Raw genomic sequence first — 25,011 nt, 5'->3', positions numbered from 1 at the left:
TCAGACCTCGTTGAGCTGGTTAGCGGCCGTCAGCGCCGCGCGGCCGCGAGGGCCATGGAAGTATTCGTGAATCCACGCGTCGTCGGTTTCCGAAACCTTGTCGATGGCATCCGCCACCAGTACTTTCTTTTGCGCCAGCACCGCCACCCGGTCGGTGATGGTGTAGAGCGTGTCGAGGTCGTGGGTGACCAGAAACACACTCAAACCCAACGCGTCGCGCAGGGTCAGGATTAACTGATCGAACGCCGCCGCGCCAATCGGGTCGAGACCAGCGGTGGGCTCGTCGAGAAACAGAATGTCCGGGTCCAGTGCCAGCGCCCGGGCCAGGGCGGCGCGCTTGATCATGCCGCCAGACAGTGAAGCAGGGTACTTGTCGGCCGCCGACAACGGCAATCCGGCCAATGCCAGTTTCACCGCCGCCAGGTGCTCGGCATCGGTACGGCTCAGGCCGGCGTGTTCGATCAGGGGCAGGGCGACGTTCTCGGTCACCGTCAGCGAAGAGAACAGGGCGCCTTTCTGGAACAACACGCCGAAGCGCCGCTCGACCAGCGAACGCTCGTGCTCCGACAGGCTCGGCAAGTTCTTGCCGAAGACCTTCACCAGCCCTTCGCTGGGCTGGCGCAAGCCGACGATGCTGCGCAACAGCACCGACTTGCCGCTGCCGGAACCGCCGACCACCGCAAGAATTTCGCCTTTGTACAAATCCAGGTCGAGGTTCTCGTGCACGCTCTGGCGGCCGAAGCGATTGCACAGCCCACGGACTTCGATCACCGCCTCGGAAGGCGCTCGGGGTAGACGACTCACCAGCCCATCTCCATGAAAAACAATGCGGCCACGGCATCGAGGACGATCACCACGAAAATCGACTGCACCACACTCGACGTGGTGTGCGCGCCGACGGACTCGGCGCTGCCGCTGACCTTGAAGCCTTCAAGACAGCCGATGGCGGCGATCAGGAACGCAAAAATCGGCGCTTTGACGATCCCCACCAGGAAGTGCTGAACGCCGATGTCCGATTGCAGCAGCGACAGGAACATCGCCGGCGATATATCCAGCGACAGCGCACACACCACGCCACCGCCGACAATCCCCGACAACATCGCCAGGAAGGTCAGCATCGGCAGCGCCACCAGCAACGCCAATACCCGCGGCACCACCAGCAACTCCATCGGGTCGAGGCCGAGGGTGCGGATCGCGTCGATTTCTTCGTTGGCCTTCATCGAGCCGATCTGCGCGGTAAACGCGCTGGCGGTGCGGCCGGCCATCAGGATCGCAGTCAGCAACACGCCGAATTCCCGCAGAAAAGAGAACGCCACCAGGTCCACGGTAAAAATGCTCGCACCGAAACTCGCCAGCACGGTCGCGCCGAGAAACGCTACCACAGCGCCCACCATAAAGGTCAGCAGGGCGACGATGGGGGCGGCGTCGAGGCCGGTCTGCTCAATGTGCGCGACCATCGGCGTGAGGCGCCAGCGCTTGGGACAAAACAGCCCGCGCGCGATGGTTTGCAGGATCAGGCCGACAAAACCCAGCACCTGCAGGGTGTCCTGCCAGATTGCATCGACCGCGCGGCCGATACGGGTCAGCAGTTGAATGCCGACGCTGATTTCCGGCTCTTTGATCGGCACGCAGAAATCCGTCAGCGAACAATACACCGTCTGCAGCAAGGCGCGATCGGCGGAGGAAAGGGTGCAATCAGGGTGTTCGGCGGACTTGCCCAGACGCTCGGAACCCAGCAACTCCACCAACAGCGATGCACCCGCCGTATCCAGGGCACCGAGGCCGTTGAGGTCGATGGGGGTGTTATTGTCGTATTGGCCACGGAGCTTTTCGCTCAGGTGGCTGAGATCGGCGTAATGAGCGAGCGTCCAGTCACCCGTGACCCGCAGCAGGGCAGGGATGTGCGAGGTATCCAGTCGGACACTGCCAGGCGTTGTGCTGCTGGTCATAAGCTCCTGCTTGTTCGGCAATTGCGCAGACCAGATTAATAGCACGAACCGCGTTACTTATCTTTGATGGGTGTGCTGTCCATGACCTTGAAGCGCAGCACGCCGATCAACTGGCCGTCTTCGGTGAGCACCCGAACCTGCCATTTACCCGCGGGATTGCCGGGGAAATTCTGCTTGTGGGTCCAGGCGCGGTAGCCTTCCTTGCGCCCGCCGTGGATATCCAGAGGGATGCGGTCGACCTCTTTGCCGTTGAACATCCAGACGTGATAAATCCGCTCGTCCAGCCCCCGTGGGGCATTGATCGCGGTGTAGGCGTACAAACCGTCGCCACGAATCTGCTCGGCGTTGACTTCTTCCAGGCTCTTGCCGGGGGTGCGGTCCTGCATTTGGGTGCTGATCGCCACATCGGTCATCCACAGGGTGGCCGGCGGAACCCAGGAACGCAGCACCCAGCCGACAGCGCCGATACCGACGGTGATGCTGAGGATCGCCAACGCATTGCGCACGGTCCGAATCGGGAAGATCGATGCCAGACTCGGGAACGACAGCACCATGGCGATGCCCAGCGCCAGTTTGAAGCTCTGGGAGGTGGTCAGGTGCAGGATGACGGGCAGGGCGGTCAACAGGGCGGCGAACAGGGTCAGGGTATGCAGCGCCAGGAACGCCCAGCGGCGCGGCGCCAGCCATTTGTAGTAGAGCGGGTCGATGATCGAAATCAGCGCCGCCATGCCCAACAACCCCGTGAAGAACAGCTGGCCGCTGTTCCAGGTGGTGGTGATGAAAAAGAACGGCAGGACGAAGAACAGGCTTTCCTGATGGATCATCTGCGTCGCGTAACGCAGCAGGGGCTGGGGTATTTCGCGCTTGAAGACCTTGGCGAACAACTCGGTGAGGCTGTTTTCCAGCATCAGCCAGACCCAGCTGACCAGCATGATGGTGGTGATCCAGGTCGCCAGGCTTTGTTGGCGATCCACCAATATGAAGCTGCCGACCCCGGAAATGAAACCGCCGAGCGCGATGACCCCGGGATAGCGCTTCATCAATTCCAGGATGCGCTGTATGTACAGGGTCAGAGTCGGCATTCGGCGGTTCGCAATAGTCGTGGGAAAAATCCCCGACAGGGTACCGTCCGAGGGGTCCTGTGGCGAGGGCTCCGGTCACGTTGTCCAAACCCAAAACCCTGTGGCGAGGGAGCTTGCTCCCGCTGGGTCGCGAAGCGGCCCTAAAACCACCCACCGCATAATTTCAGGTAGATCTCCGATACCGGATTACGGCTGCTGCGCAGCCGAGCGGGAGCAAGCTCCCTCGCCACAGGGAAATAACTACTTTCTGCGGTGAACACGCCAACCCATTGCCCCAAGCACCATCAATCCAAATCCCCCGGCAATCGCCCACATCAACTGGTCATAACTCACCAACGGCTTCTCGATCCGCAAATACCCCGGTTGTAGCAGCAACTCACGCATCGCCTGGTTCGCCTCGGCCAGCGTCACTTCTTGCAGTGCCTTGGCCGGGTTGGTGAAATGGCCGTCCTCGTAGTCCCCAAGGGCGCTCCAGTAGTAATCCGCCAGAGCGCTGTTGCCTTGCACGGCCCAGCTCTGGCGGGCGATGGCGGCCTGCTTGAGGCGGGCGAAGGTGGTGGCGTCGAGACCGTTCTTGAGCAGATCGGCCTTGAGCTCATCCAGCACCTGTTCAGCTGCCGGCACATCGCCGCGTTCAAGGTCGGCGTTCAGGCTCATGAAGCCCACTCCGCCAAACACCTCACGCTCGGCCGAGGGCCCATAGGACAACCCATGGGCCAGGCGCAGTTGACGATAGAGCGCCCAGTCCAGGTAGTCCTTGAGCAGATCGAACGTTTCGTCGGGCTGGTCTTCCTGCACCGGTTCCGGCACCAGCCAGTGCAACTTGGCGCCGCCACCGACAAAACCGTGGCTCAGAGTGCGCTCGTGGGCCGCGCGGGCCTGGATTGTCGGCAAGGGCAGGTGATCGGCAGGCTCGACGGCTACGAGCGCGCCATAGGCCCGCTCCAGATAGGCCGGCAGCAGGCGGTCGAGCTCGCCGACCACGATCAGGGTCATGTTATTGGGCGCGTACCAGTCTTTGCGCACCTTCTCCAGTTGCTCGCGGGTCAGGTGATCGACCTGCGCACGCTCAGGGCATTTGAGGCCCAGCTCCACTGCTAACTGATTGCTGGCGGTGTGGCCCAGGTCCTGGCGATCCATCCAGCGTTGCAGGTGCGAATAATGGCCACCGTCTTCGCGCTCGACCACCTGCTTGGCGACCTTGATAGCGTTGTCGTCGATACGGGTCTGGGTCAGCAGCGCCAACAACAGATCGAGGGCCTTACGCTGGTTTTTCGCCGGTACTTCGATGACGAACGTGGTGTCGGCGTTGCTGGTGTAAGCGTTCCACTCACCACCCAGGGCCTGCATGCGCTCTTCCAGACCGCCTTCGCCGGTGGCGTCGATACCGCTGAACAGCAAGTGTTCGAGCAGATGCGGCAACTCCTTATCGGCGCAGCTGAAATCATCCAGACCCACGCCGACCACCAGCCGAATCGCCACATGCCCGCGCTCGGTGCCCGGTTTGAGGACCAATTGCAGACCGTTGGGCAGCGTATAGCCCTCGACCTGAAAGCGATCCAGGGCAAATGAAGGCAGGGCGCCGAGCAACAGACAAGCGAATAGCAGACAACGCATAACGAGTTTCCGTACGACCAGCGTAAGTACAACAGACTTCAGGCAACTGTGGACGTTCAGGGTGAATGAGTGATGTCAGCCAAATCGTCGACCGCCAGAGCACCGGTGTCCGAAGTGCCCAACACCGCATAGGCACTGCTGCAAAACAGCGAATTGAGGCGCCGCATGTCAGCGATCAGCTCCAGATGCAGCGAACTGGTCTCGATGCTTTGCACAATCTTACGGTGCAAACGACTGACATGAGCGTGGGCCAGGCGGCGTTCCTGTGCGCGAAAGCGACGTTTCTCACGCAGTAACTGGCGAGCACTTTCCGGATCGGAACTGAGGAACACCGACAACCCCAGGCGCAGGTTGGCAATCAGTTGGCTGTGCAGACCCGCCAACTCCTCCAGACCGACCTCGGAAAACGACCGGCGCTGCGAGGTTTTCTGCTGCTGAACCTTGCGCAGCATGCGTTCGATCACGTCGCTGGCCAGTTTCAGGTTAATCGCCAGCTCGATGATTTCCGCCCAACGCTTGCTGTCCTGCTCGCTGAGGTCTTCCCGAGGCATTTGCGCCAGATAGAGTTTGATGGCGCTATAGAGCGCTTCGACATCATCGGTCAGACGCCGGATTTCCTGGGTAACGGCGGTCTGTTTGCCGCGTAGTACGGCGAGCATGGCTTCGAGCATGCTGTCGACCAGATCACCGATGCGCAGGGTTTCCCGGGCGGCATTGGCCAGCGCCAGGCTAGGGGTCACCAAAGCCGTCGGGTCAAGGTGCCGCGGCTTGGCCGTGCCGTTGATGTCCGGCCGCTCCGGCAGCAGCCACGCACAGAGCCTGGCCATCAGCCCGACGCTGGGCAACAGGATCAGGCAACGCGTGGTGTTGTAGAGCAGGTGGAAGCCGATGACCATTTCCTGAGCGCTGAAATCGAAGCTGTCGATCCAGTGCACCAGTGGGTCAAGCACCGGAATAATCAGCAGCAGACCAATCAGTTTGTACAACAGGCTGCCCAGCGCCACCTGACGGCCGGCGGCGTTCTGCATGCTGGTGCTGAGGAAAGCGAGAATGCCGCTGCCGATGTTGGCGCCAATCACCAGGCCGATCGCCACTGGCAGACTGATCACATTGGCACCGGCGAGGGTCGCAGTCAGCAGGACCGCGGCCAGGCTGGAGTATGAAATCATCGCGAACAGCGCACCAACCAACGCATCGAGCAGGATGTCACCGGTCAGTGAGGCGAAAATGACCTTCACCCCCTGAGCATGCGTGATCGGCGCGGCGGCCTCGACGATCAGTTGCAGCGCCAGAATGATCAGCCCCAGACCGATACTGACCCGGCCCATCTGCCCAACCCGGGTCTGCTTGCGCGACAGAAAGAAAATCACCCCGAGGAAGATCAGCAGCGGCGACAGCCACGACAAGTCGAGGGTCAGTACCCGCGCCATCAGCGCGGTACCGACGTCGGCGCCGAGCATGGTCGCCAGAGCCGGGGTCAGCGCCATCAGGCCCTGACCGACAAACGAAGTGACGAGCATGGCGGTGGCGTTGCTGCTCTGGACCATGGCGGTCACCATGATCCCGGCGATAAACGCCAGCCAGCGCCTGGCCATGTTCTGCCCGATCACATGGCGCAAGTTGGAGCCATAAACCCGCAGGATGCCGGTTCGGACGATGTGCGTGCCCCAGATCAGCAAGGCCACGGCCGATAACAAATTGAGCAGGGTGAGCATACAGGCCCCCTGTGGTGGTAGCGCCCCAGCGGGGCAAGTTAACGGTGCCGCGCGTTTTTCTACGTTCTGTACTTAAGCTGTAGTTGGCTAACGGTCTGGACGCCAGCATCGCATAGCTAAAGAAGCGATTGAAACAAAACTGTCATGAAAACAGTTTGATGCAGACATGACAAAGGGGCCCGAAGGCCCCTTTGATCATTGTGGCGAGGGGGCTTGCCCCCGTTCGGCTGCGAAGCAGTCGTAAGACCATTGCATGCGGTGTGCCTGGCACATCACGGTTGCAAGTTTTGGAGGGCCGCTACGCGCCCCAACGGGGGCAAGCCCCCTCGCCACAGAAGCTCCACTGCCAAATTACTGGCCCGGAACATCCTTGCGCAGTTTCACTGGCTCTTGCTGCTGTTTCTTTTTCATCATCGCGGTGCGCATCTTGATGTTGATCGCTTCCACTGCCAGCGAGAACGCCATGGCGAAGTAGACGTAGCCTTTCGGCACATGCACATCGAAGGATTCTGCAATCAGCACGGTACCGACGATCAACAGGAAAGACAGCGCCAGCATTTTCAGCGACGGGTGCCTGTCGATGAACTCGCTGATGGTGCCGGAAGCCCACATCATCACCAGCACTGCGACGATGATTGCCGCGACCATGACCGGTACGTGGGACACCATGCCAACGGCAGTGATGACGGAGTCCAGCGAGAACACGATGTCGATGATCGCGATCTGGATAATGGTGTAGAGGAAGTTACCGCCCTTGCCACTTGGCTCGTCGCTGGTTTCATCCTCGCCTTCCAGCGCGTGATACATCTCTTGCGAGCTTTTCCACAGCAGGAACAGACCACCGAAGAACAGGATCAGGTCACGCCCGGAAATACCCTGGCCGAACACTTCGAACAGGTCCGCGGTGAGACGCATGACCCAGGTGATCGAAAGCAGCAACAGAATCCGCGTGACCATGGCCAGCGCCAGGCCGAAGATCCGGGTGCGCGCCTGCATGTGCTTGGGCATGCGGCTGACCAGGATCGAGATCATGATGATGTTGTCGATACCCAGGACGATCTCCAGGGCAGTCAGAGTGAAGAAGGCAACCCAGATTTCAGGGTTGGTCAGCCATTCCATGTGTATTCCTTTGTGGATGTGTTAAACCACGAAGGGCCCAGGCTTCAAACAGCAAAGCCTGGACCCGTCATGGTGAGTCTTGGGCTTATAGCGTGCTGAACAGCGGAAAGATCCCCATCAGCAAGGCTGCCGCCAGTATGCACAGGCAAACCAGCACTGCCCACTTCAGGGTGAACCGCTGATGGTCACCGAATTCGATACCGGCCAGGGCCACCAACAGATAGGTCGATGGTACCAGCGGGCTCAGCAAGTGGACGGGCTGACCGACGATCGAGGCACGTGCCATTTCTACCGCGGTTATACCGTAATGACTGGCGGCTTCGGCAAGTACCGGTAACACGCCGTAATAAAATGCGTCGTTCGACATGAAGAACGTGAACGGCATGCTCACCAGCGCGGTGATCACAGCCAGGTACGGGCCGAGGAAATCCGGGATGACCGCCAGCAGGCTCTTGGACATGGCGTCGACCATGCCGGTGCCCGTCAGGATACCGGTGAAGATACCCGCGGCAAAGATCAACCCGACCACCGCCAACACGCTACCGGCGTGGGCCGCAACGCGGTCCTTCTGCTGTTGCAGGCAAGGATAGTTGACGATCATCGCGATACTGAACGCCACCATGAATAGCACCGGCAGCGGCAACAGGCCGGCGATCAAGGTGCCCATCAGTGCCAGGGTCAGCGCGCCGTTGAACCAGATCAACTTTGGACGACGGGCGTCCGGGAACTGCGAAACGCTGATTTCGCTATGGTCGATTTCATCACCGACCAAATGCAATTCACCCAGACGCGCACGCTCGCGTTTACCGTAGAAGTAGGCAATCGCCAGAATCGCCACCACACCGGCCAGCATTGCCGGAATCATCGGCACGAAGATCGCGGACGGGTCCACATGCAGCGCACTGGCCGCACGAGCGGTCGGACCGCCCCAAGGGGTCATGTTCATCACGCCACCGGCGAGGATGATCAGACCGGCCATGATCCGCGGGCTCATGCCGATGCGGCTGTAGAGCGGCAGCATGGCGGCCACGCAGATCATGTAAGTGGTGGCGCCATCACCGTCCATGGACACGATCAGCGCCAGCACGGCGGTACCGACCGACACTTTCAACGGGTCGCCCTTGACCAGTTTGAGGATCTTGCGCACGGCCGGGTCAAACAGGCCGGAGTCGATCATCAGGGCGAAATAGAGGATGGCGAACATCAGCATCACGCCGGTCGGCGCGAGCTTGGTGATGCCTTCGAGCATCATCGGGCCGATCTTCGGCGAGAAACCGCCGAACAGGGCGAAGATGATCGGGATGATAATCAGGGCGATCAGCGCGGACAGGCGCTTGGTCATGATCAGGAACATGAACGTGATGACCATGGCAAAGCCAAGGAAAGTCAGCATAGGAATACTCCAGGCGTAGCGCGGCTAGGGAATGGGCGAACCGATGAGGTCAGCGCAGAACGGAAAGCACGGAACGTACGGGCGGAGGTGCAGCGAAGAGGCGGATAGGAGCGGACATCAGAATCACCATTGTTGTTGTTAAATGGGCCGGGCGGGCAATGAAACACTCGCGTTGGCCAACCGGTCTGTTGCCGGCAGTGAGGCGATCCTAATCGGGGAAGCTTTCAGCCAGCTTTCGCGGATGAAAGCATTGACCGAATGTATGACCGGTCGTCGGCCGGGTTGAAAGTCAGCAAACACGGGCTCAGGAGGGAAAAACATGGGCGAACTTCACACTGGAGGCTGCCACTGCGGACAAATCCGCTATCAATTCGGCGGGCCGTTGCAGGATATCGCCCACTGCCACTGCTCGATTTGCCGGCGGGTCAGCGGCGGGATCGTGACCACCTGGATCACCGTGCCTGCCTCAGCATTTGCCTGGGTGGCGGGTACGCCGTCCCGGTATGACTCTTCATCCACTTGCACGCGGTATTTCTGCCCCAACTGCGGGGCGCAACTGGCGTTGGTGACAACGCTCAGCCCCGAAAGCATCGACGTGACCATCGCCACCCTCGACCACCCTGAGCAGGCGCCGGCCGAGCGGCATATCTGGACGGACAGTCGGTTGCCCTGGCTGCATCTGGACGAACATTTGCCTGGCGAGGCCGAAGAACAACTCTGATCAGAAAACAGACAGATCCAGTGGCCGGATTGCCCCCATCCAGATCGCGTGTTCAGTGTGGTCGAGCAGATCGTTGCCGGTCTCCGGGTGCAGGAACACCACCAACCCCTTGCGATTGAGCGCCAGCCACGGCAATACCTCGCCAAGGTATTGCGGCTCGAAGGCCAATTGGCAGCTCCAGTCCGGGTGCGGGCCGACCAGGCGTTCGTGCACGCGGCCCATCTTCAGCGGAAACAATTGCGCGGCCTGCTCGCACAAGGCCCGGGCCTGCGGGAGGGTGTTGGCGTCGAAATAGACATGGGCGTGGTAGCCCTTGATCTGTTGCATCTGAAACCCCTTTGAACCTGGTCGAACCCACACCGTTCCCCACAGGTCTTACGTTATATAGGCAGGACGTTCGGAGCACAGCCATGAAAAATGCCGAAACCCCGGTAGTGAAGGTAGTGCTTTATGGTGCCATGAGTAGCCTGGGCAGTGCGCTGATGGCTGAGATGCTGCGGCGCCAACATGAAGTGATCGCGATTCTCGATGACCTGACGGCGCTCGCACCACGCCCCGGATTGCGCACCAAGGCCGGCGACCTGTTCGATGCCCAGCGGGTCAAGCAGAGCGTGGCCGGCTGTTCGGCGGTGATCTGCCTGCTGGATGCACCGGGGTTGCCGATGAACAGTGAACATGTCGAGAAATCCATCGTGCCCGGCCCGGTCGAGCAGGTGCTGGCGGTGGATGCACTGATCGACGGCATGCAGGCCGCGGGTATCGCGCGGTTGTTTGTGGTGGGTGATTTCGAGGTGCTGGACGATCCGGAGATAGAAGACGAACTGCAACGCCACGCCGCTGAAGAAATCCGCGAGGCGCTGCAAAGCAGTCCATTGCACTGGACCCTGGTGAATGCCCCACGCGGCGTACCGGGACTGTCCATCGAGCATTTCAGTCACGTCAGCACGAGCCTGGAACCCGGCCTGGCCGAACCGCTGGAACGGCTGAACCGAGTTGCCGTCGGGATTGCCGATGAGTTATGGCTGAATTTGCATGTCGGTCAGCATGTGAATTTTGTCGCGACTTCGGAACCGTAAAGCCCTCATACCGCAATCGATGGCAAAGGAAGGCCATTGAGCGATTGCGCACTGCTGGCCTGTTCCGCCATCAACCAGTCCACAAACGTTTGAATCAACGCCCCGCGCCGTTTGCGCTGGGGCAGGACCACGTAATAACCCAGCCTGGAAATCACTGTCTCGGCAATCGGTCGACACAACAGACCTTGCGCCAGCAAGTTATCCACAAGGTGCCGCCAACCGATCGCAACGCCCTGGCCGCCAATCGCCGCTTGAATCAGCAAGGTGTAATTGTCGAAGCGCAGTTGCCCCGGCGCTGGCGCCGACGTGATCCCCAGTTCGCGAAACACGCCGCTCCAGTCGAACCAGTTGCTGCTGTGTTCGCCACGCAGATGCAAAAGCGGAAACTCCAGCAATGACTGAGCCGGCAAGGGCAGGGGACGATCCTTCAAGAGCAGCGGGCTGCACACCGGAAACACTTCTTCACTGAACAACCAATGGCTCTCGCCTTGCTTGAACCGGCCATCGCCGAACAGCACCGCCACATCGATATCAGTGCGCAGCATGTTGTGGCTGCGTTCGCTGGTGACCAGGCTGACGTCCACTTGAGGATTGGCGGTATGGAAGCGGTGCAGACGCGGCATCAGCCAGTACGCGGCGAAGGCGAAGTCGGTGGCCACCTGCAACACTTCGTGTTGCTGCTGTGCACTGATCGCGCTCAATCCGGCGTCGATATTCTGTAAACCTAGCTGAACTTGCTCAAACAGAATCGCGCCAGCCTCGGTCAGTTCGATACCGCGATAAATGCGGTCGAACAATCGTGTAGCAAGCTGCTCTTCCAATCGCTTGATCTGCTGACTGATGGCCGGTTGCGTGGTGCCGAGCTCCACTGCAGCGGCAGTGAAACTGCGCTGGCGGGCCGCAGCTTCAAAGGCACGCAGCAGGTCCAGAGACAAATCACCGAGGGCGTCATACATAAGCTGTGCTTATCCTAGTCATTGCCTGGCATGGGCTTTACCACAAATTTTAGGGGTTGCATGCTCGATCACAGCACTCTCGCATAAATATCCACTATGGAATGCCGCGATCACATGAAGCGCAAAAATATTCTTTTCATCATGGCCGATCAAATGGCCGCGCCAATGTTGCCGTTCTACGGCCCTTCGCCCATCAAACTGCCGAATCTGAGCCGCCTCGCCGCCGAAGGTGTGGTGTTCGACGCCGCGTACTGCAACAGCCCGCTCTGCGCACCGTCACGTTTCACCCTGGTCAGCGGTCAGTTGCCGAGCAAGATCGGCGCTTACGACAACGCGGCCGATTTCCCCGCCGACGTTCCGACCTATGCCCACTACCTGCGGCGCCTCGGTTACCGCACCGCGCTGTCGGGCAAGATGCACTTCTGCGGTCCGGACCAGTTGCACGGCTATGAAGAACGCCTGACCAGCGACATCTACCCGGCCGACTACGGTTGGGCGGTGAACTGGGACGAGCCGGACGTGCGGCCGACCTGGTACCACAACATGTCGTCGGTGCTGCAAGCCGGGCCCTGCGTGCGCACCAATCAGCTGGATTTCGACGAAGAGGTGGTGTTCAAGGCCCAGCAATACCTGTTCGATCACATCCGCGAGGATGGCGATCAGCCGTTCTGCCTGACCGTGTCGATGACGCACCCACACGACCCGTACACGATTCCCAAGGCGTTCTGGGATCTGTACGACGACGCCGACATCCCTTTGCCGGAAACACCCGCACAGGATGAACTCGATCCTCACTCCCAGCGCCTGCTCAAAGTCTATGACCTGTGGGACAAGCCGCTGCCTGTGGATAAGATTCGCGACGCGCGCCGTGCCTACTTTGGTTCGTGCAGCTATATCGACAGCAACGTCGGCAAACTCCTGCAAACACTCGAGGAAACCGGGCTGATCGATGACACCATCATCGTGTTCTCCGGTGACCACGGCGACATGCTCGGCGAGCGTGGCCTCTGGTACAAAATGCACTGGTACGAAATGGCCGCCCGTGTACCGCTGCTGATCAGTGCGCCGGGGCAATTCGGCGCCGGCCGCGTCAGTGCTGCAGTATCCACCGCCGACCTGCTGCCGACCTTTGTGGAACTGGCCGGCGGCTCATTGGAACCAGGCCTGCCGCTGGATGGCCGCTCACTGGTTTCGCACCTGCAAGGGCAGGGCGGTCACGACGAGGTGTTCGGCGAATACATGGCCGAAGGCACCATCAGCCCGTTGATGATGATTCGTCGCGGCGCCTACAAATTCATCTACAGCGAAGACGACCCTTGCCTGCTCTTCGATGTGCATAACGACCCGAGTGAACAGGAAGAACTCAGCCATTCGCCGCAACATCATCAGCTGTTCGAGGATTTTCTCGCTGAAGCACGGGCCAAATGGAATATCCCGGCGATCCACCAACAGGTGCTCGCCAGTCAGCGACGCCGGCGTTTCGTCGCCGACGCCCTGACCATCGGCAAGCTGAAGAGCTGGGACCACCAGCCGCTGGTAGATGCCAGTCAGCAGTACATGCGCAACCACATCGACCTCGACGATCTGGAGCGTAAAGCCCGTTATCCACAACCCTGCCAAAACCAATAATGTTAAGGGGACGTCCATGCAAAAGTTATCCACAGTACTGACAGTCGGGCTTCTGGCTCTGGGCAGCACCTCGGCCTACGCCGAGCAAAGCTGCGAAACGGTGAAGATGGCCGACCCTGGCTGGAGCGACATCGCCGCCACCAACGCCATCACCGGGATTCTGCTGGACGGCATGGGCTACAAGGCCAAGGTCGACACGCTGGCGGTGCCGATCACCTTTGGAGGTCTGAAGGATGGCCAGGTGGACGTCTTCCTCGGCAACTGGATGCCGGCGCAGCAAGGCTTTTACGACAAGTTCGTGGCCAACGGCGATGTCACGCAGCTGGCGAAGAACCTCGACGGCACCGAGTTCACCCTGGCGGTCCCGGATTACGTCTGGGACGCAGGTGTGCATAACTTTAACGACTTGAACAAATTCTCTGACAAGTTCGACAAGAAGATCTATGGCATCGGCTCCGGCGCCCCGGCGAACATTTCGCTGCAAGAGATCATCAAGAAGAACGACTTCGACATGGGTCAATGGAAACTGATCGAATCCAGCGAGCAGGCGATGCTGGCCGAAGTGTCCCGCGCGGTGAAGAAACAGAAGTTCGTGACCTTCCTCGGCTGGACGCCACACCCGATGAACGTGCAGTTGAAAATGCATTATCTGAAGGGCGGCGAGAAGTACTTCGGTGACACCGGCAGCGTTTATACACTGACCCGCAAAGGTTATGCACAGGCCTGCCCGAACGTGGGCAAACTGCTCACCAACCTGAGTTTTACCCAGGAAATGGAGAACAGCATCATGGCCGAAGTGGTGAACAAAAAGGTCAGCAATGCCGACGCGGCCAAAGCGTGGATCAAGGCCAACCCGGTGGTGCTGGATAAATGGCTGGAGGGCGTGAAGACCGTGGACGGCAAGGATGCTCTGCCGGCGGTCAAAGCCAAGTTGTAAGGTTTCCCTGTGGCGAGGGAGCTTGCTCCCGCTGGAGGGCGTAGCACTCCCATTTCGGCAAACCCGGTTTATCAGCCTCACCGAGTTGTCCGGATTTGCGACTGCTGCGCAGCCGAGCGGGAGCAAGCTCCCTCGCCACAATGATCTGCCCACTACGAGCCAATGCTTTACCCTGACGATTTACCCCGTACCGAGAGGACCCATGGCCTTCCCCAGCCGCCATTCACTCTTTCCCTTCCTGACCTGGTTGCCCCGGCAAACCCGCGCCAGCGTCGGTCGTGACCTGATCGTCGGCCTGAGCGGTGCGATTCTCGCGTTGCCACAATCGATTGCCTACGCCCTGATCGCCGGCCTCCCACCGGAATATGGCCTGTACGCCGCCATCATCCCGGTGCTGATTGCCTGCCTCTGGGGTTCGTCGTGGCATTTGATCTGCGGCCCTACTGCGGCCATTTCCATCGTCCTGTACGCCAGTGTCAGTCCTCTGGCCGTCCCTGCGTCGCAGGACTACGTCACGCTGATCCTGCTTCTGACTTTCCTTGCGGGCATTTTCCAGTGGTTGCTGGGTTTGCTGCGGTTCGGCGCCCTGGTAAATTTCGTCTCTCACTCGGTGGTGCTGGGCTTCACCCTTGGCGCGGCGGTGGTGATTGCCATCGGGCAGCTGCCGAACCTGCTGGGGCTGGATGTGCCCAACCAGGCCACGGCGCTCAACAGTTTGATGATGCTGCTCAATCATCTCGGCGAAGTGGACAAACCCTCGCTGCTGCTGGGCCTGGCCACAGTCGCGGTTGGCATCGTGCTGAAACTGCTGGTACCGCGCTGGCCGACGCTGTTGATCGCTCTGGCCCTGAGCGGATTGCTGGTGTGGCTGTGGCCAGCGATGTTCGGTCATGTGAAGCTGGTCAGCGCGTTTGTCGGGCGGCTGCCGCCCTTCAGCCCGCTGCCGCTGGATCTGGACCTGATATTGCGCCTGCTGCCCAGTGCGGTGGCGGTCGGCATGCTCGGGCTGGTGACGAGCCTGTCGATTGCCCGCTCCCTGTCGGCCCGCTCGCAGCAGTTGCTCGATGCCAATCAGGAAGTTCGCGCCCAGGGTTTCTCGAACATGGTCGGGGCGTTTTTTTCCGGTTCGCTGTCCGCCGGTTCCTTCACTCGCTCGGGCCTGAGCTACGATGCCGGCGCCTGTTCACCGCTGGCCGGGGTTTTTTCGGCGCTGTGGGTGGCACTGTTCGCGATCTTCGGTGCGGCATTGATTGCGCACATCCCGATCCCGGCCATGGCTGGCAGCATCCTTTTGATCGCTTGGGGATTGGTGGATCATCGCGGCATTCGTGCCTTGTTGCGGGTCAGCCATGCCGAATTCCTGGTCATGGCGCTGACCTGTGTCGCCACCCTGTTGCTCGAGTTGCAGACGGCGATCTACGCCGGGGTGCTGGCGTCACTGTTCTTCTACCTCAAACGCACCTCACAGCCACGGGTGCAGCACTGGCGCAATGGTGACGAAGACATCCTGAGGGTCGGCGGCTCGATCTTTTTCGGCGCCAGCCATTACCTGCAAGTGCGCCTGCAACGGATGCAAGGCCCGCGAGTGGTGATCGAGGCGCAGCAGATCAACTTCATCGACTATTCAGGCGTGGAAATGCTGCACCAGGAAGCACGACGGCTGCTGCGTCAGGATCGCAGCCTGACTCTGCGGCAGGCAAGGCCGCAAGTGGTGGAGGAATTGAGAAAGCTGGAAGGCGCGGAGAAATGCCCGATCCGGTTTGAGGACTAAACGCCACTGTTATGACAAACAGATAACCTGTGGCGAGGGAGCTTGCTCCCGTTCGGGTGCGAAGCGCCCGCAGATTTTGGGGCTGCTTCGCAACCCAGCGGGAGCAAGCTCCCTCGCCACAAAGAACTACAGCGCCAGTTGCCGGCGAAGTTCGGCCAGCACCGGCGCCGTATCCGGGCGCACACCGCGCCACAGATAGAAAGCTTCCGCCGCCTGCTCGGCCAACATGCCCAAGCCATCCATCGACACGCCAGCCCCATGCTCACTGGCCCAAAGGCAGAACGAGGTTGGGTCCTTGCCGTACATCATGTCGTAGCAAACCGTCTTGCCCGGTTCGATCAAACTGCCGGCAATCGGCGGTACATCGCCTGACAGACTGGCGGACGTGGCGTTGATGATCAGGTCCACTGGCTCGCGCAGCCAATCGAAACCGCTGGCCGACACCGGCCCCAGATCGGCAAACAATTGCGCCAGCAATTCGGCTTTTTCCACGGTGCGGTTGGCAATGATCAACGACGCCGGTTGCTCCGCCAGCAGCGGCTCCAGCGCGCCGCGCACCGCGCCACCGCCCCCCAGCAGCAGGATGCGTTTGCCCGCGAGGCTGAATCCGGCGTTGACCGTCAGGTCCCGTACCAGCCCGGCGCCATCGGTGTTGTCGCCCAGCAGACTGCCATCGGCCAGTTTGCTCAGGGTATTCACCGCGCCGGCCCGCTGCGCCCGCTGGGTCAAGCTGTTCGCCAGGCGATAGGCGTCTTCCTTGAACGGCACTGTCACATTCGCCCCACGGCCTTCGCGGAAAAATTCCAGCGCACAGCCGGAAAAATCGTCGAGGGGCGCCAGCAAGGTGCTGTAGTCCAGTTTCTGCCCGGTCTGCTCGGCGAACAGACGGTGGATCAGCGGCGACTTGCTGTGGCCAATCGGGTTACCGAATACGACATAACGGTCCATCAGAATTCCTCGTTCAGGCCTTGGCCAACCAATCGCGGTCTTGCAGGAAGTATTCGGTCAGGCGTGCTTCTTCGCTGCCCGGCTCGGCCTTCCAGTCGTAGGCCCAGCGTACTTGCGGCGGCAGCGACATCAGAATCGACTCGGTACGCCCGCCCGATTGCAGGCCGAACAGCGTGCCGCGGTCATAGACCAGGTTGAATTCAACGTAACGACCACGGCGAAACTCTTGGAACTCACGCTGTTTGGCGGTGAATGCATCATTTTTGCGGCGTTGCACGATCGGCAGGTACGCGTCGATGAACGCATCGCCGATGGCGCGCATGAAGGCGAAGCTGGTGTCGAAATCCCACTCGTTCAAGTCATCGAAAAACAGGCCACCGATGCCCCGTGGCTCGTGACGATGCTTGATGTGGAAGTAACTGTCGCACCAGGCCTTATAGCGCGGGTAAACGTCCGGGCCGAACGGCGCGCAGGCCTGTTCGGCAACGCGGTGCCAATGCACGCAGTCTTCTTCATTGCCGTAATAAGGGGTCAGGTCGAAGCCGCCACCGAACCACCAGACCGGCTCTTCACCTTCTTTTTCAGCGATGAAAAAGCGCACATTGGCGTGGGACGTTGGCACATGCGGGTTATGCGGGTGAATCACCAAAGACACGCCCAGAGCTTCGAAGCCTCGACCGGCCAGTTCCGGCCGATGAGCGCTGGCAGACGGTGGGAGACCGCTGCCAAACACGTGGGAAAAGTTGACGCCGCCCTTTTCGATGACTGCGCCGTTCTCGATCACCCGGGTGCGACCGCCACCGCCGGCAGGCCGGGTCCAGGCGTCTTCAACGAAACGCGCGCCACCGTCTTCGGCTTCCAGGGCAGCGCAAATGCGGTCTTGCAGGTCGAGCAGGTAGGCTTTTACGGCCTCGGTGCGGGTAGTCATGGCATCACCTTGAATCGGGCAAAGCTACGCGGCGCTCCATCAGAGCGGGGGGCCGGCGCAAATGGGTCCGTAGCATAACATCGCAGACGAGCCTGCCGCAGTTGACGAAGATCAAGCTTGGGAGTTCGATAGGGCGCTTGGCGCTACAACTCTAGAAGCCAAGACCTAAGGAGAGAGCAGATGGCAAAGCGTATCCAGTTCCGCGCCCATGGCGGCCCCGAAGTGCTCGAGTACGTGGATTACCAACCCGCCGACCCCGGCCCGCAACAGGTCCGCGTGACCAACAAGGCCATCGGCCTGAACTTCATCGACACCTATTACCGCAGCGGCCTTTATGCACCGCCAGCCCTGCCATCGGGCCTGGGCGCTGAAGGCGCGGGCGTGGTCGACGCAGTCGGTAGTGAAGTCACCCGCTTCAAGGTGGGCGATCGCGTGGCTTACGGCAGTGGCCCGTTGGGCGCCTACAGCGACGTTCACGTATTACCGGAAGCCAATCTGGTGAAGCTGCCGGACGCCATCAGCTTCGAACAAGCCGCCGGCGTGATGCTCAAAGGCCTGACCGTGCAATACCTGCTGCGTCAGACATATGAGCTCAAGGGTGGCGAAACCATCCTGTTTCACGCCGCGGCCGGCGGCGTCGGATCGCTTGCCTGCCAATGGGCCAAGGCCTTGGGGGTGAAGCTGATCGGCACGGTCAGTTCAGCGGAAAAAGCCGCCCTGGCGAAAGCCCATGGTGCCTGGGCGACCATCGATTACAGCCATGAAAACGTCGCACAACGCGTGCTGGAATTGACTGACGGTAAAAAAGTCCCGGTGGTGTACGACGGTGTAGGCAAAGATACCTGGCTGACATCGCTCGACAGCGTTGCGCCGCGAGGGCTGGTGGTGAGCTTTGGTAACGCTTCAGGCGCAGTCGACGGGGTGAATCTGGGGATTCTCGCGGCCAAGGGTTCGCTGTACGTGACCCGGCCGACGCTGGCGACCTACGCCAACAATGCTGAAAACCTGCAACGCATGGCTGATGAGCTGTTCGAGATGATCATCAGCGGCAAGCTGAAGGTGGACATCAGCCAGCGGTATCCACTGGCTGATGCAGCGAAGGCGCAGACCGAGTTGTCGGCGCGGCGTACGACTGGTTCGACGATTCTGTTGCCCTGACACCAGACTGTGGCGAGGGGGCTTGTCGGAACGCCGCACCGCCCCGTTGGACTGCGCAGCAGTCCCCAACCAGATGATGCGGTCTGCCAGTTAGAACGAATCGCTCATTGGCGGGCGCTTCGCACCCGAACGGGGGCAAGCCCCCTCGCCACATTAATCCGGGCGCACCACATGCCCCGTCGCCAGATCGCGAATCACGCTCGGATTCTTGCGCCCGCCCAGATTGCCACCGAGCACATAATCAACCTGCCCCCGGAAATACTGCTCCACGCGAATCCGCGTGCGTGCCGCCGGTCGCCCTTGAGGGTTGGCCGAGGTCGACACCAGCGGGCCGACCACCGCACACAAGTCCCGCACCAGAGGGTGATCGCTGACCCGCAACGCCACCGTTTCATGCACACCGGTAATCCACTGGGGCAACAGATTCTGATGCGGCACCAGCCAGGTGTTGGGGCCCGGCCAGGTGCTGGCCATGCGGTCCATCCACAACTCCGGGAAGTCTTCGAACAGGAAGTCGAACTGACGAATATTGTCGGCCACCAGAATCAGGCCCTTATCCACAGATCGGCCCTTGATCATCAGCAGACGATCCACCGCCTCTTCGTTCCACGGGTCGCAACCCAGTCCCCAGACGGCTTCCGTTGGGTAGGCAATGACCGCCCCGGCGCGAATTTCTCGTGCGGCTTGTTGCACACGCCAACTGTTAACCATGAAAAAACTCTCCGGAATAAGGCTCTGCGCAGTTTACCGATCTTCCTTATAAAACCTAGTTTACCCGCGCAAACCATCGACCGCTCTCACAGACCGCCCGGCCATCCATCTCCAGCTCCGTCAACGCTGCCAGCACTTTCGACAAGGCCCAGCCGCTGGTGACCGCCAGGGCTTCGCTGGTATGAGGCGCCGCGTGGAGCAACATGAGCAGTGGATGAGTTACCGTCTTTTGCGGCGTTTCTGTGGATAACGGCAGCCGTTGCCAGCCGCGCAAGGCCTCAAGGATGTGTTCGATGGTTTCCACCAGCACCGCACCGTCGCGGATAAGTTGATGGCAACCCTTTGCGCCGGGGTGATGGATCGACCCTGGAATCGCATACACCTCACGCCCCTGTTCCGCCGCGAGCCTCGCGGTGATCAATGAACCGCTGGCGATACTCGCCTCGACCACCAGCACGCCGAGGGACAAACCGCTGATGATTCGATTGCGCCGTGGGAAATTACTGGGGAAAGGGCCGGCGTTCAGCGGGAACTCCGAAAGGACCGCGCTTCCCGAGGCGATCATGGCGTCCGCCAGTCGACGATTGCGCTGTGGATAAAAATTTTCCAGCCCCGTGCCAAGCACCCCGACCGTTTGCCCGCCAACGTCCAGAGCCGCCTGATGCGCGGCGGCATCAATGCCCAGGGCCAGACCGCTGGTGATGACAAAACCGGCGCCGGCCAGACTGCGGGAAAACGCGGTGGCGGTGTCCATGCCCGGTCGTGACGCGCGACGACTGCCAACCATCGCCAACTGCGGTTTTTCCAGAATGCCCGGATCGCCCGCGACGAATAACAGCGGCGGCGCATCACTGATTTGCGCCAGCAGCGCGGGGTAGTCAGGTTGGTCCCACATCAGTAAATGCTGGCCCGAACGCTCTAGCCAGGCCAATGCGTGGCTGGCGCCATCACGAATTTCACTGCAGCGCCGGGCCTCCGCGCAAGCGAGGGGCAGGCCCAACGCGCGCCAGGCGCTGGCCGGTGCGCTGATAGCTTTGGAGGCAGAACCGAAAGCCTCCAGCAACTTCTTGAAACGTGCCGGACCGAGCTCGGGCAAAAGGTGCAGGCGTAAACGGGCTTCCAGTTCCGCAGGGGAAACGGACGTACAGGCAGACAGCGACATGGATCATCCTTGATCGTTATAAGGTCCCGTCGAATCGGGAATAAGCTGTGGATAACTCTGTTGGTAACTTGTGAGCAGGCTTAAGGATTTCGCACCTTGTCCATCACCGCCAAGGAGCGCGATGCGTTGAGCACCAGCCCGTAGCTGAGCTTGTCGTAGGTGCGGAATACCATCAGCAGACCAGCCCGTTCGTCGGGGATTTTCAAAGGCTGACCGGTGATCCGGTCACGCACGGTTTCACCGGTTTTCATCACCACCAGCACATTGCCTTCGGCCAGGCCATCGCGCTGCCCTTTGTTCAGCGTGACGACATCCAGCGCGCCAATCTGGGTGACCCCACGCGGCACATCGATGATCAGGCCATTGATGTCGGTGGTTGGCGCACTGGGCATGAAGGTCGAATTGATCGAGCGTTCTTCGCCACTGAACAACCGGTCGCCGAGTCGCACCTCCTGAGTGGTGCGTTGCAGGGCCAGGGTGGCGACGTCGCCTTCAGTGGCAATGATCTCGCCGCCGCCGATGTCGTCGGCGTTGATCCCCAGAAACTCCTTGCTCTGCGGATCGGTGTAGACCTTGCCCTGACGAAAGATGCCGTAGACCGACTGCGCCGGATCGAAATGGCCGCGCGCGAAAATTCGATCGCCGGTGCCGCTGAGTACCCGTTCGGCATCTCCGGCAACGATATAGGGCGCCTTGTCGAAATCCTCCACCTTGTCGACGATGCGATTGCTCAACAGAAAACTGTTGATCGACTTCAGCGGAATGCTCGGGATGGCGTCGGCCACCGGTGAACTGCGGACTCGTGGCGACAGCTTGATGGTGCCCCGGGAAGCGCCGCGGTTGAGGGTCAGGCGTGGCTGACCGTTGACGTAGACCAGCGACAGCGTATCGCCGGGATAGATGAGATTAGGGTTTTCAATCTGTGGATTGGCTTGCCAAAGCTGCGGCCACTGCCACGGCTCACGCAGGTATTTGCCAGAAATGTCCCAGAGTGTGTCCCCTGCCACCACGGTGTATTGCTGTGGAAAACCTTCCCTGAGTTGCACTTGCCCATGCGCAAAACCGGCCGAGGCCAGAAGGAGCAAGGCGAGTAGTGATTTCCTCATGCGGTGAATCCCTTTATTATGTACGTTCGCGTGAAACGCCAGAGCCCTCGTGGCTCGCCTCCGGCTCATTATTGAAAAGCCGGAAGCTACGTTCACAACGGTAGCCTGCATCTTCGGACTCGCCAGGCCATCGACCCGACTTTACCTCACACGTGCAGCAATTAAGCTTATGGCCATTTTAGACATCCTCGAATTCCCCGATTCGCGCCTGCGCACTATCGCCAAACCAGTGGCCGTAGTGGACGACGAAGTGCGTCAGTTGGTCGATGACATGTTTGAAACAATGTATGAAGCGCCAGGCATCGGCCTCGCCGCTACCCAGGTCAACGTGCACAAACGTATCGTCGTGATGGACCTCTCCGAAGACCGCAGCGAACCGCGGGTGTTCATCAACCCCGAGTTCGAAACCCTGACCGACGAGATGGGCCAGTACCAGGAAGGCTGCCTCTCGGTGCCGGGCTTCTACGAAAACGTCGATCGCCCGCAAAAGGTCAAGATCAAGGCCCTGGACCGCGACGGCCAGCCTTACGAACTGATCGCCGAAGGCCTGCTCGCCGTGTGCATCCAGCATGAATGCGACCACCTCAACGGCAAGTTGTTCGTCGATTACCTGTCCACGCTCAAACGCGACCGGATCAAGAAGAAACTGGAAAAGCTCCACCGCCAGAACGCTTGATGCCCTTCTTTCAAAGGCTTGCCGCGGCAAGCCTTTTTCTTTTCAAGATGCTTTGCAATTGAGAGCTTCCATGACTGAGCCACTGCGCATTGTCTTTGCCGGCACCCCGGAATTCGCCGCCGAACACCTCAAGGCCCTGCTGGGCAGTCCTTACGAGATCGTTGCGGTCTACACCCAACCGGACCGTCCGGCAGGCCGCGGGCAGAAGCTGATGCCGAGCCCGGTCAAGCAACTGGCGCTGGAGCACAACATCCAGGTGTTGCAACCGCCAACCCTGCGCAATGAAGACGCTCAGGCGGAACTGGCCGCGCTGAAACCGGATTTGATGGTGGTGGTCGCCTACGGCCTGATCCTGCCGCAAGTGGTGCTGGATATTCCGCGCCTGGGTTGCATCAACAGCCACGCCTCCTTGCTGCCACGCTGGCGCGGTGCGGCGCCGATCCAGCGTGCCGTTGAAGCCGGCGACAGCGAAAGTGGCGTGACCGTGATGCGCATGGAAGCCGGCCTCGATACCGGGCCGATGCTGCTCAAGGTCACCACGCCGATCAGCGCCGAAGACACCGGCGGCAGCCTCCACGATCGCCTCGCAGAGATGGGCCCACCGGCCGTGATCCAGGCGATTGCCGGCCTGGCTGCGGGCACACTGGAAGGCGAAGTGCAGGACGACAGCCTCGCCACCTACGCACACAAATTGAACAAGGACGAAGCGCGCATCGACTGGAACCGCCCGGCGGTTGAGCTGGAGCGTCTGGTTCGCGCCTTCAATCCATGGCCGATCTGCCACAGCACGCTGAACGGCGAAGCGCTGAAAGTGTTGGCCGCAAGCCTGGCCGAAGGGCAGGGCGCGCCGGGAGAAATCCTCAGAGCCAGCAAGGACGGCTTGATCGTTGCCTGCGGTGAACAGGCGCTGTGCCTGACCCGTCTGCAATTGCCTGGCGGCAAAGCACTGAACTTCAGCGACTTGTTCAACAGCCGTCGTGAGAAATTCGCCGTCGGCACCGTCCTCGGTCAAACGGCAGACGCTCAATGAACCCACGTCTGGCCGCCGCCAAGGCACTTGCTGCAGTTCTTAACGGAAAAGCCTCACTCAACAGTTCTCTGCCGACACAAATGGACAAGGTCGAAGACCGCGATCGCGGCTTCACCCAGGACCTGGCGTTCGGCACGGCTCGCTGGCAGCCGCGCTTGTCGGCGTTGGCGGCCAAGCTGCTGCAAAAGCCGTTCAAGGCGGCTGATGCCGATGTCGAGGCGCTGTTGCTGGTGGGGCTTTATCAACTGCTCTATACCCGCGTCCCGGCTCACGCCGCCATCGGCGAAACCGTCGGTTGCGCCGACAAACTGAAAAAGCCGTGGGCCAAAGCCTTGCTCAACGCCGTACTGCGCCGCGCCCAACGGGAAAGCGAAGCGCTGCTGGCCGAGCTGGAACGCGACCCGGTGGTGCGCACCGCCCACCCGCGCTGGCTGCAAAAATCCCTCAAGGCCTTCTGGCCCGAGCAGTGGGAAGCCATTTGCGCAGCAAACAACGCGCACCCGCCGATGATTCTGCGGGTTAACCGTCGCCATCACACTCGCGATGCCTACCTCGGTTTGCTGACTGAGGCAGGTATCGCTGCCACACCGTGCGTTTACAGTCGCGACGGCATCATTCTCGACGCCGCTGCCGACGTGCGCAGTCTGCCGGGGTTCGCTGAAGGCTGGATCAGCGTGCAGGACGAAGCCGCGCAATTGGCCGCCGATCTGCTGGACCTCGCGCCAGGCCAACGGGTGCTGGATGCCTGCTGCGCACCGGGCGGCAAGACCTGCCACATCCTTGAGGCCGAGCCCAAACTGGCCGGCGTGGTGGCTGTGGATCTGGAAGCCAAGCGTCTGGTGCGGGTGCGGGAAAACCTTGCACGCCTGGGCCTGAGCGCAGAATTGATTGCCGCCGACGGTCGCGACACCGCCACCTGGTGGGACGGCAAGCCGTTCCAGCGCATTCTGCTCGACGCGCCATGCTCGGCCACCGGGGTGATCCGCCGTCACCCGGATATCAAACTGACCCGCCAACCCGACGACATCGCCGCACTGGCGGTGCTTCAGGGCGAACTGCTCGACGCCATGTGGATAACTCTGGAAGTGGGCGGCATTCTGCTGTACGCCACCTGTTCCACGCTGCCGACCGAAAACACCGAAGTCATCGAAGCGTTCCTCGCCCGCACGCCGGGCGCCCGTGAACTGGACCTCGCCACGGCGGCCGGTATCAAACAGCCCCACGGTCGCCAGTTGCTGGCCCAGGAAGGCGGCCACGACGGGTTCTACTACGCCAAGCTGATCAAGATTGCCGCCGCGCGCGGTTAACCGGGTTTAAGGGAGTGACT

23 protein-coding genes are annotated in these 25,011 nt (G+C 60.8%); 9 read left to right on the top strand and 14 right to left on the bottom strand.

The genetic code is table 11. The annotated features are described in order from the left end of the window. From ACEN9A_RS30410 to ACEN9A_RS30380, 7 genes are all read right to left on the bottom strand, one after another. A complete protein-coding gene (locus tag ACEN9A_RS30410; protein ID WP_018927288.1) occupies positions 1 to 804 on the bottom strand; it encodes an ABC transporter ATP-binding protein in 804 nt (267 codons plus the stop codon). Next, a complete protein-coding gene (locus ACEN9A_RS30405; protein ID WP_258671804.1) occupies positions 801 to 1,949 on the bottom strand; it encodes an MlaE family ABC transporter permease in 1,149 nt (382 codons plus the stop codon). Before ACEN9A_RS30405 ends, ACEN9A_RS30410 begins: the two co-directional genes overlap by 4 nt. A 53-nt stretch (positions 1,950 to 2,002) precedes the next feature. Continuing rightward, complete coding sequence (locus ACEN9A_RS30400) at positions 2,003 to 3,031, bottom strand: DUF2914 domain-containing protein (protein ID WP_258671803.1); 1,029 nt, start codon at positions 3,029 to 3,031, stop codon at positions 2,003 to 2,005. A gap of 240 nt (positions 3,032 to 3,271) precedes the next feature. Further along, positions 3,272 to 4,648 (bottom strand): M16 family metallopeptidase, encoded by a 1,377-nt coding sequence (locus ACEN9A_RS30395; protein WP_258671802.1) that lies wholly within the window; start codon positions 4,646 to 4,648, stop codon positions 3,272 to 3,274. Between the two features lie 56 nt (positions 4,649 to 4,704). Next, positions 4,705 to 6,363: a Na/Pi cotransporter family protein gene (locus tag ACEN9A_RS30390; protein ID WP_019651224.1), complete on the bottom strand. Its 1,659-nt coding sequence runs from the start codon at positions 6,361 to 6,363 to the stop codon at positions 4,705 to 4,707. Between the two features lie 351 nt (positions 6,364 to 6,714). Beyond that, positions 6,715 to 7,482, bottom strand: a complete 768-nt coding sequence (locus tag ACEN9A_RS30385) for a TerC family protein (RefSeq protein WP_019651225.1) — start codon at positions 7,480 to 7,482, stop codon at positions 6,715 to 6,717. Between the two features lie 85 nt (positions 7,483 to 7,567). Beyond that, positions 7,568 to 8,875 carry a CitMHS family transporter gene (locus tag ACEN9A_RS30380; protein WP_019651226.1) on the bottom strand — a complete coding sequence of 436 codons (1,308 nt, stop codon included), beginning with the start codon at positions 8,873 to 8,875 and terminating at the stop codon, positions 7,568 to 7,570. 319 nt (positions 8,876 to 9,194) lie between these two features. Between ACEN9A_RS30380 and ACEN9A_RS30375 the strand changes: the two genes are divergently transcribed. Further along, entirely contained in the window at positions 9,195 to 9,596 is a 402-nt protein-coding gene (locus tag ACEN9A_RS30375) for a GFA family protein (RefSeq protein ID WP_258671801.1), read from the top strand. Here the strand turns inward: ACEN9A_RS30375 and ACEN9A_RS30370 are convergent, their stop codons facing one another. Continuing rightward, positions 9,597 to 9,923, bottom strand: a complete 327-nt coding sequence (locus tag ACEN9A_RS30370) for a DOPA 4,5-dioxygenase family protein (protein ID WP_019580317.1) — start codon at positions 9,921 to 9,923, stop codon at positions 9,597 to 9,599. An 83-nt stretch (positions 9,924 to 10,006) separates the two neighbouring features. On the opposite strand from ACEN9A_RS30370, the gene ACEN9A_RS30365 reads away from it, so the two are divergent. After that, positions 10,007 to 10,672 carry an NAD(P)-dependent oxidoreductase gene (locus ACEN9A_RS30365; protein ID WP_258671800.1) on the top strand — a complete coding sequence of 222 codons (666 nt, stop codon included), beginning with the start codon at positions 10,007 to 10,009 and terminating at the stop codon, positions 10,670 to 10,672. Between the two features lie 5 nt (positions 10,673 to 10,677). Here ACEN9A_RS30365 and ACEN9A_RS30360 read toward each other — a convergent pair whose 3' ends face one another. After that, complete coding sequence (locus tag ACEN9A_RS30360; protein WP_096481545.1) at positions 10,678 to 11,628, bottom strand: choline sulfate utilization transcriptional regulator; 951 nt, start codon at positions 11,626 to 11,628, stop codon at positions 10,678 to 10,680. 114 nt (positions 11,629 to 11,742) lie between these two features. Between ACEN9A_RS30360 and betC the strand changes: the two genes are divergently transcribed. The 3 genes from betC to ACEN9A_RS30345 all read left to right on the top strand — a co-directional run bounded on the left by betC (position 11,743) and on the right by ACEN9A_RS30345 (position 15,965). Next, entirely contained in the window at positions 11,743 to 13,257 is a 1,515-nt protein-coding gene (gene betC / locus ACEN9A_RS30355; RefSeq protein WP_258671799.1) for a choline-sulfatase, read from the top strand. A gap of 16 nt (positions 13,258 to 13,273) precedes the next feature. Further along, the gene (gene choX / locus ACEN9A_RS30350) at positions 13,274 to 14,194 is read left to right on the top strand and encodes a choline ABC transporter substrate-binding protein (RefSeq protein ID WP_019651231.1); all 921 of its coding nucleotides are present in this window, start codon (positions 13,274 to 13,276) and stop codon (positions 14,192 to 14,194) included. Positions 14,195 to 14,396: 202 nt separating this feature from the next. Further along, positions 14,397 to 15,965, top strand: coding sequence for a SulP family inorganic anion transporter (locus ACEN9A_RS30345; protein ID WP_258671798.1), 1,569 nt, complete (start codon positions 14,397 to 14,399; stop codon positions 15,963 to 15,965). A 126-nt stretch (positions 15,966 to 16,091) separates the two neighbouring features. Here ACEN9A_RS30345 and aroE read toward each other — a convergent pair whose 3' ends face one another. Both aroE and hemF read right to left on the bottom strand, forming a co-directional pair. Then, positions 16,092 to 16,913: a shikimate dehydrogenase gene (gene aroE, locus ACEN9A_RS30340; RefSeq protein ID WP_258671796.1), complete on the bottom strand. Its 822-nt coding sequence runs from the start codon at positions 16,911 to 16,913 to the stop codon at positions 16,092 to 16,094. A 13-nt stretch (positions 16,914 to 16,926) separates the two neighbouring features. Beyond that, positions 16,927 to 17,841 carry an oxygen-dependent coproporphyrinogen oxidase gene (gene hemF, locus ACEN9A_RS30335; RefSeq protein WP_007902928.1) on the bottom strand — a complete coding sequence of 305 codons (915 nt, stop codon included), beginning with the start codon at positions 17,839 to 17,841 and terminating at the stop codon, positions 16,927 to 16,929. A 180-nt stretch (positions 17,842 to 18,021) separates the two neighbouring features. On the opposite strand from hemF, the gene ACEN9A_RS30330 reads away from it, so the two are divergent. Then, on the top strand, positions 18,022 to 18,999 hold the full coding sequence (locus ACEN9A_RS30330; protein ID WP_258671794.1) for an NADPH:quinone reductase: 978 nt from the start codon (positions 18,022 to 18,024) through the stop codon (positions 18,997 to 18,999). Positions 19,000 to 19,152: 153 nt separating this feature from the next. Here the strand turns inward: ACEN9A_RS30330 and tsaC are convergent, their stop codons facing one another. From tsaC to ACEN9A_RS30315, 3 genes are all read right to left on the bottom strand, one after another. Further along, a complete protein-coding gene (tsaC, locus tag ACEN9A_RS30325; RefSeq protein WP_018927304.1) occupies positions 19,153 to 19,710 on the bottom strand; it encodes an L-threonylcarbamoyladenylate synthase type 1 TsaC in 558 nt (185 codons plus the stop codon). Between the two features lie 55 nt (positions 19,711 to 19,765). Continuing rightward, positions 19,766 to 20,872: a DNA-processing protein DprA gene (dprA, locus tag ACEN9A_RS30320; protein WP_019651233.1), complete on the bottom strand. Its 1,107-nt coding sequence runs from the start codon at positions 20,870 to 20,872 to the stop codon at positions 19,766 to 19,768. Positions 20,873 to 20,952: 80 nt separating this feature from the next. Continuing rightward, entirely contained in the window at positions 20,953 to 21,978 is a 1,026-nt protein-coding gene (locus ACEN9A_RS30315) for a LysM peptidoglycan-binding domain-containing protein (RefSeq protein WP_019580326.1), read from the bottom strand. Positions 21,979 to 22,147: 169 nt separating this feature from the next. On the opposite strand from ACEN9A_RS30315, the gene def reads away from it, so the two are divergent. The 3 genes from def to rsmB all read left to right on the top strand — a co-directional run bounded on the left by def (position 22,148) and on the right by rsmB (position 24,991). After that, the gene (gene def, locus ACEN9A_RS30310) at positions 22,148 to 22,654 is read left to right on the top strand and encodes a peptide deformylase (RefSeq protein WP_007941507.1); all 507 of its coding nucleotides are present in this window, start codon (positions 22,148 to 22,150) and stop codon (positions 22,652 to 22,654) included. Between the two features lie 70 nt (positions 22,655 to 22,724). Then, the gene (gene fmt / locus ACEN9A_RS30305) at positions 22,725 to 23,684 is read left to right on the top strand and encodes a methionyl-tRNA formyltransferase (protein ID WP_258671792.1); all 960 of its coding nucleotides are present in this window, start codon (positions 22,725 to 22,727) and stop codon (positions 23,682 to 23,684) included. Then, the gene (rsmB, locus tag ACEN9A_RS30300; protein ID WP_026346033.1) at positions 23,681 to 24,991 is read left to right on the top strand and encodes a 16S rRNA (cytosine(967)-C(5))-methyltransferase RsmB; all 1,311 of its coding nucleotides are present in this window, start codon (positions 23,681 to 23,683) and stop codon (positions 24,989 to 24,991) included. Before fmt ends, rsmB begins: the two co-directional genes overlap by 4 nt. The last annotated feature ends 20 nt before the right edge of the window (positions 24,992 to 25,011 follow it).

The organism is Pseudomonas sp. Pseusp18 (genome assembly GCF_059506005.1).
This window is presented reverse-complemented; position numbering and strand designations above follow the sequence as displayed.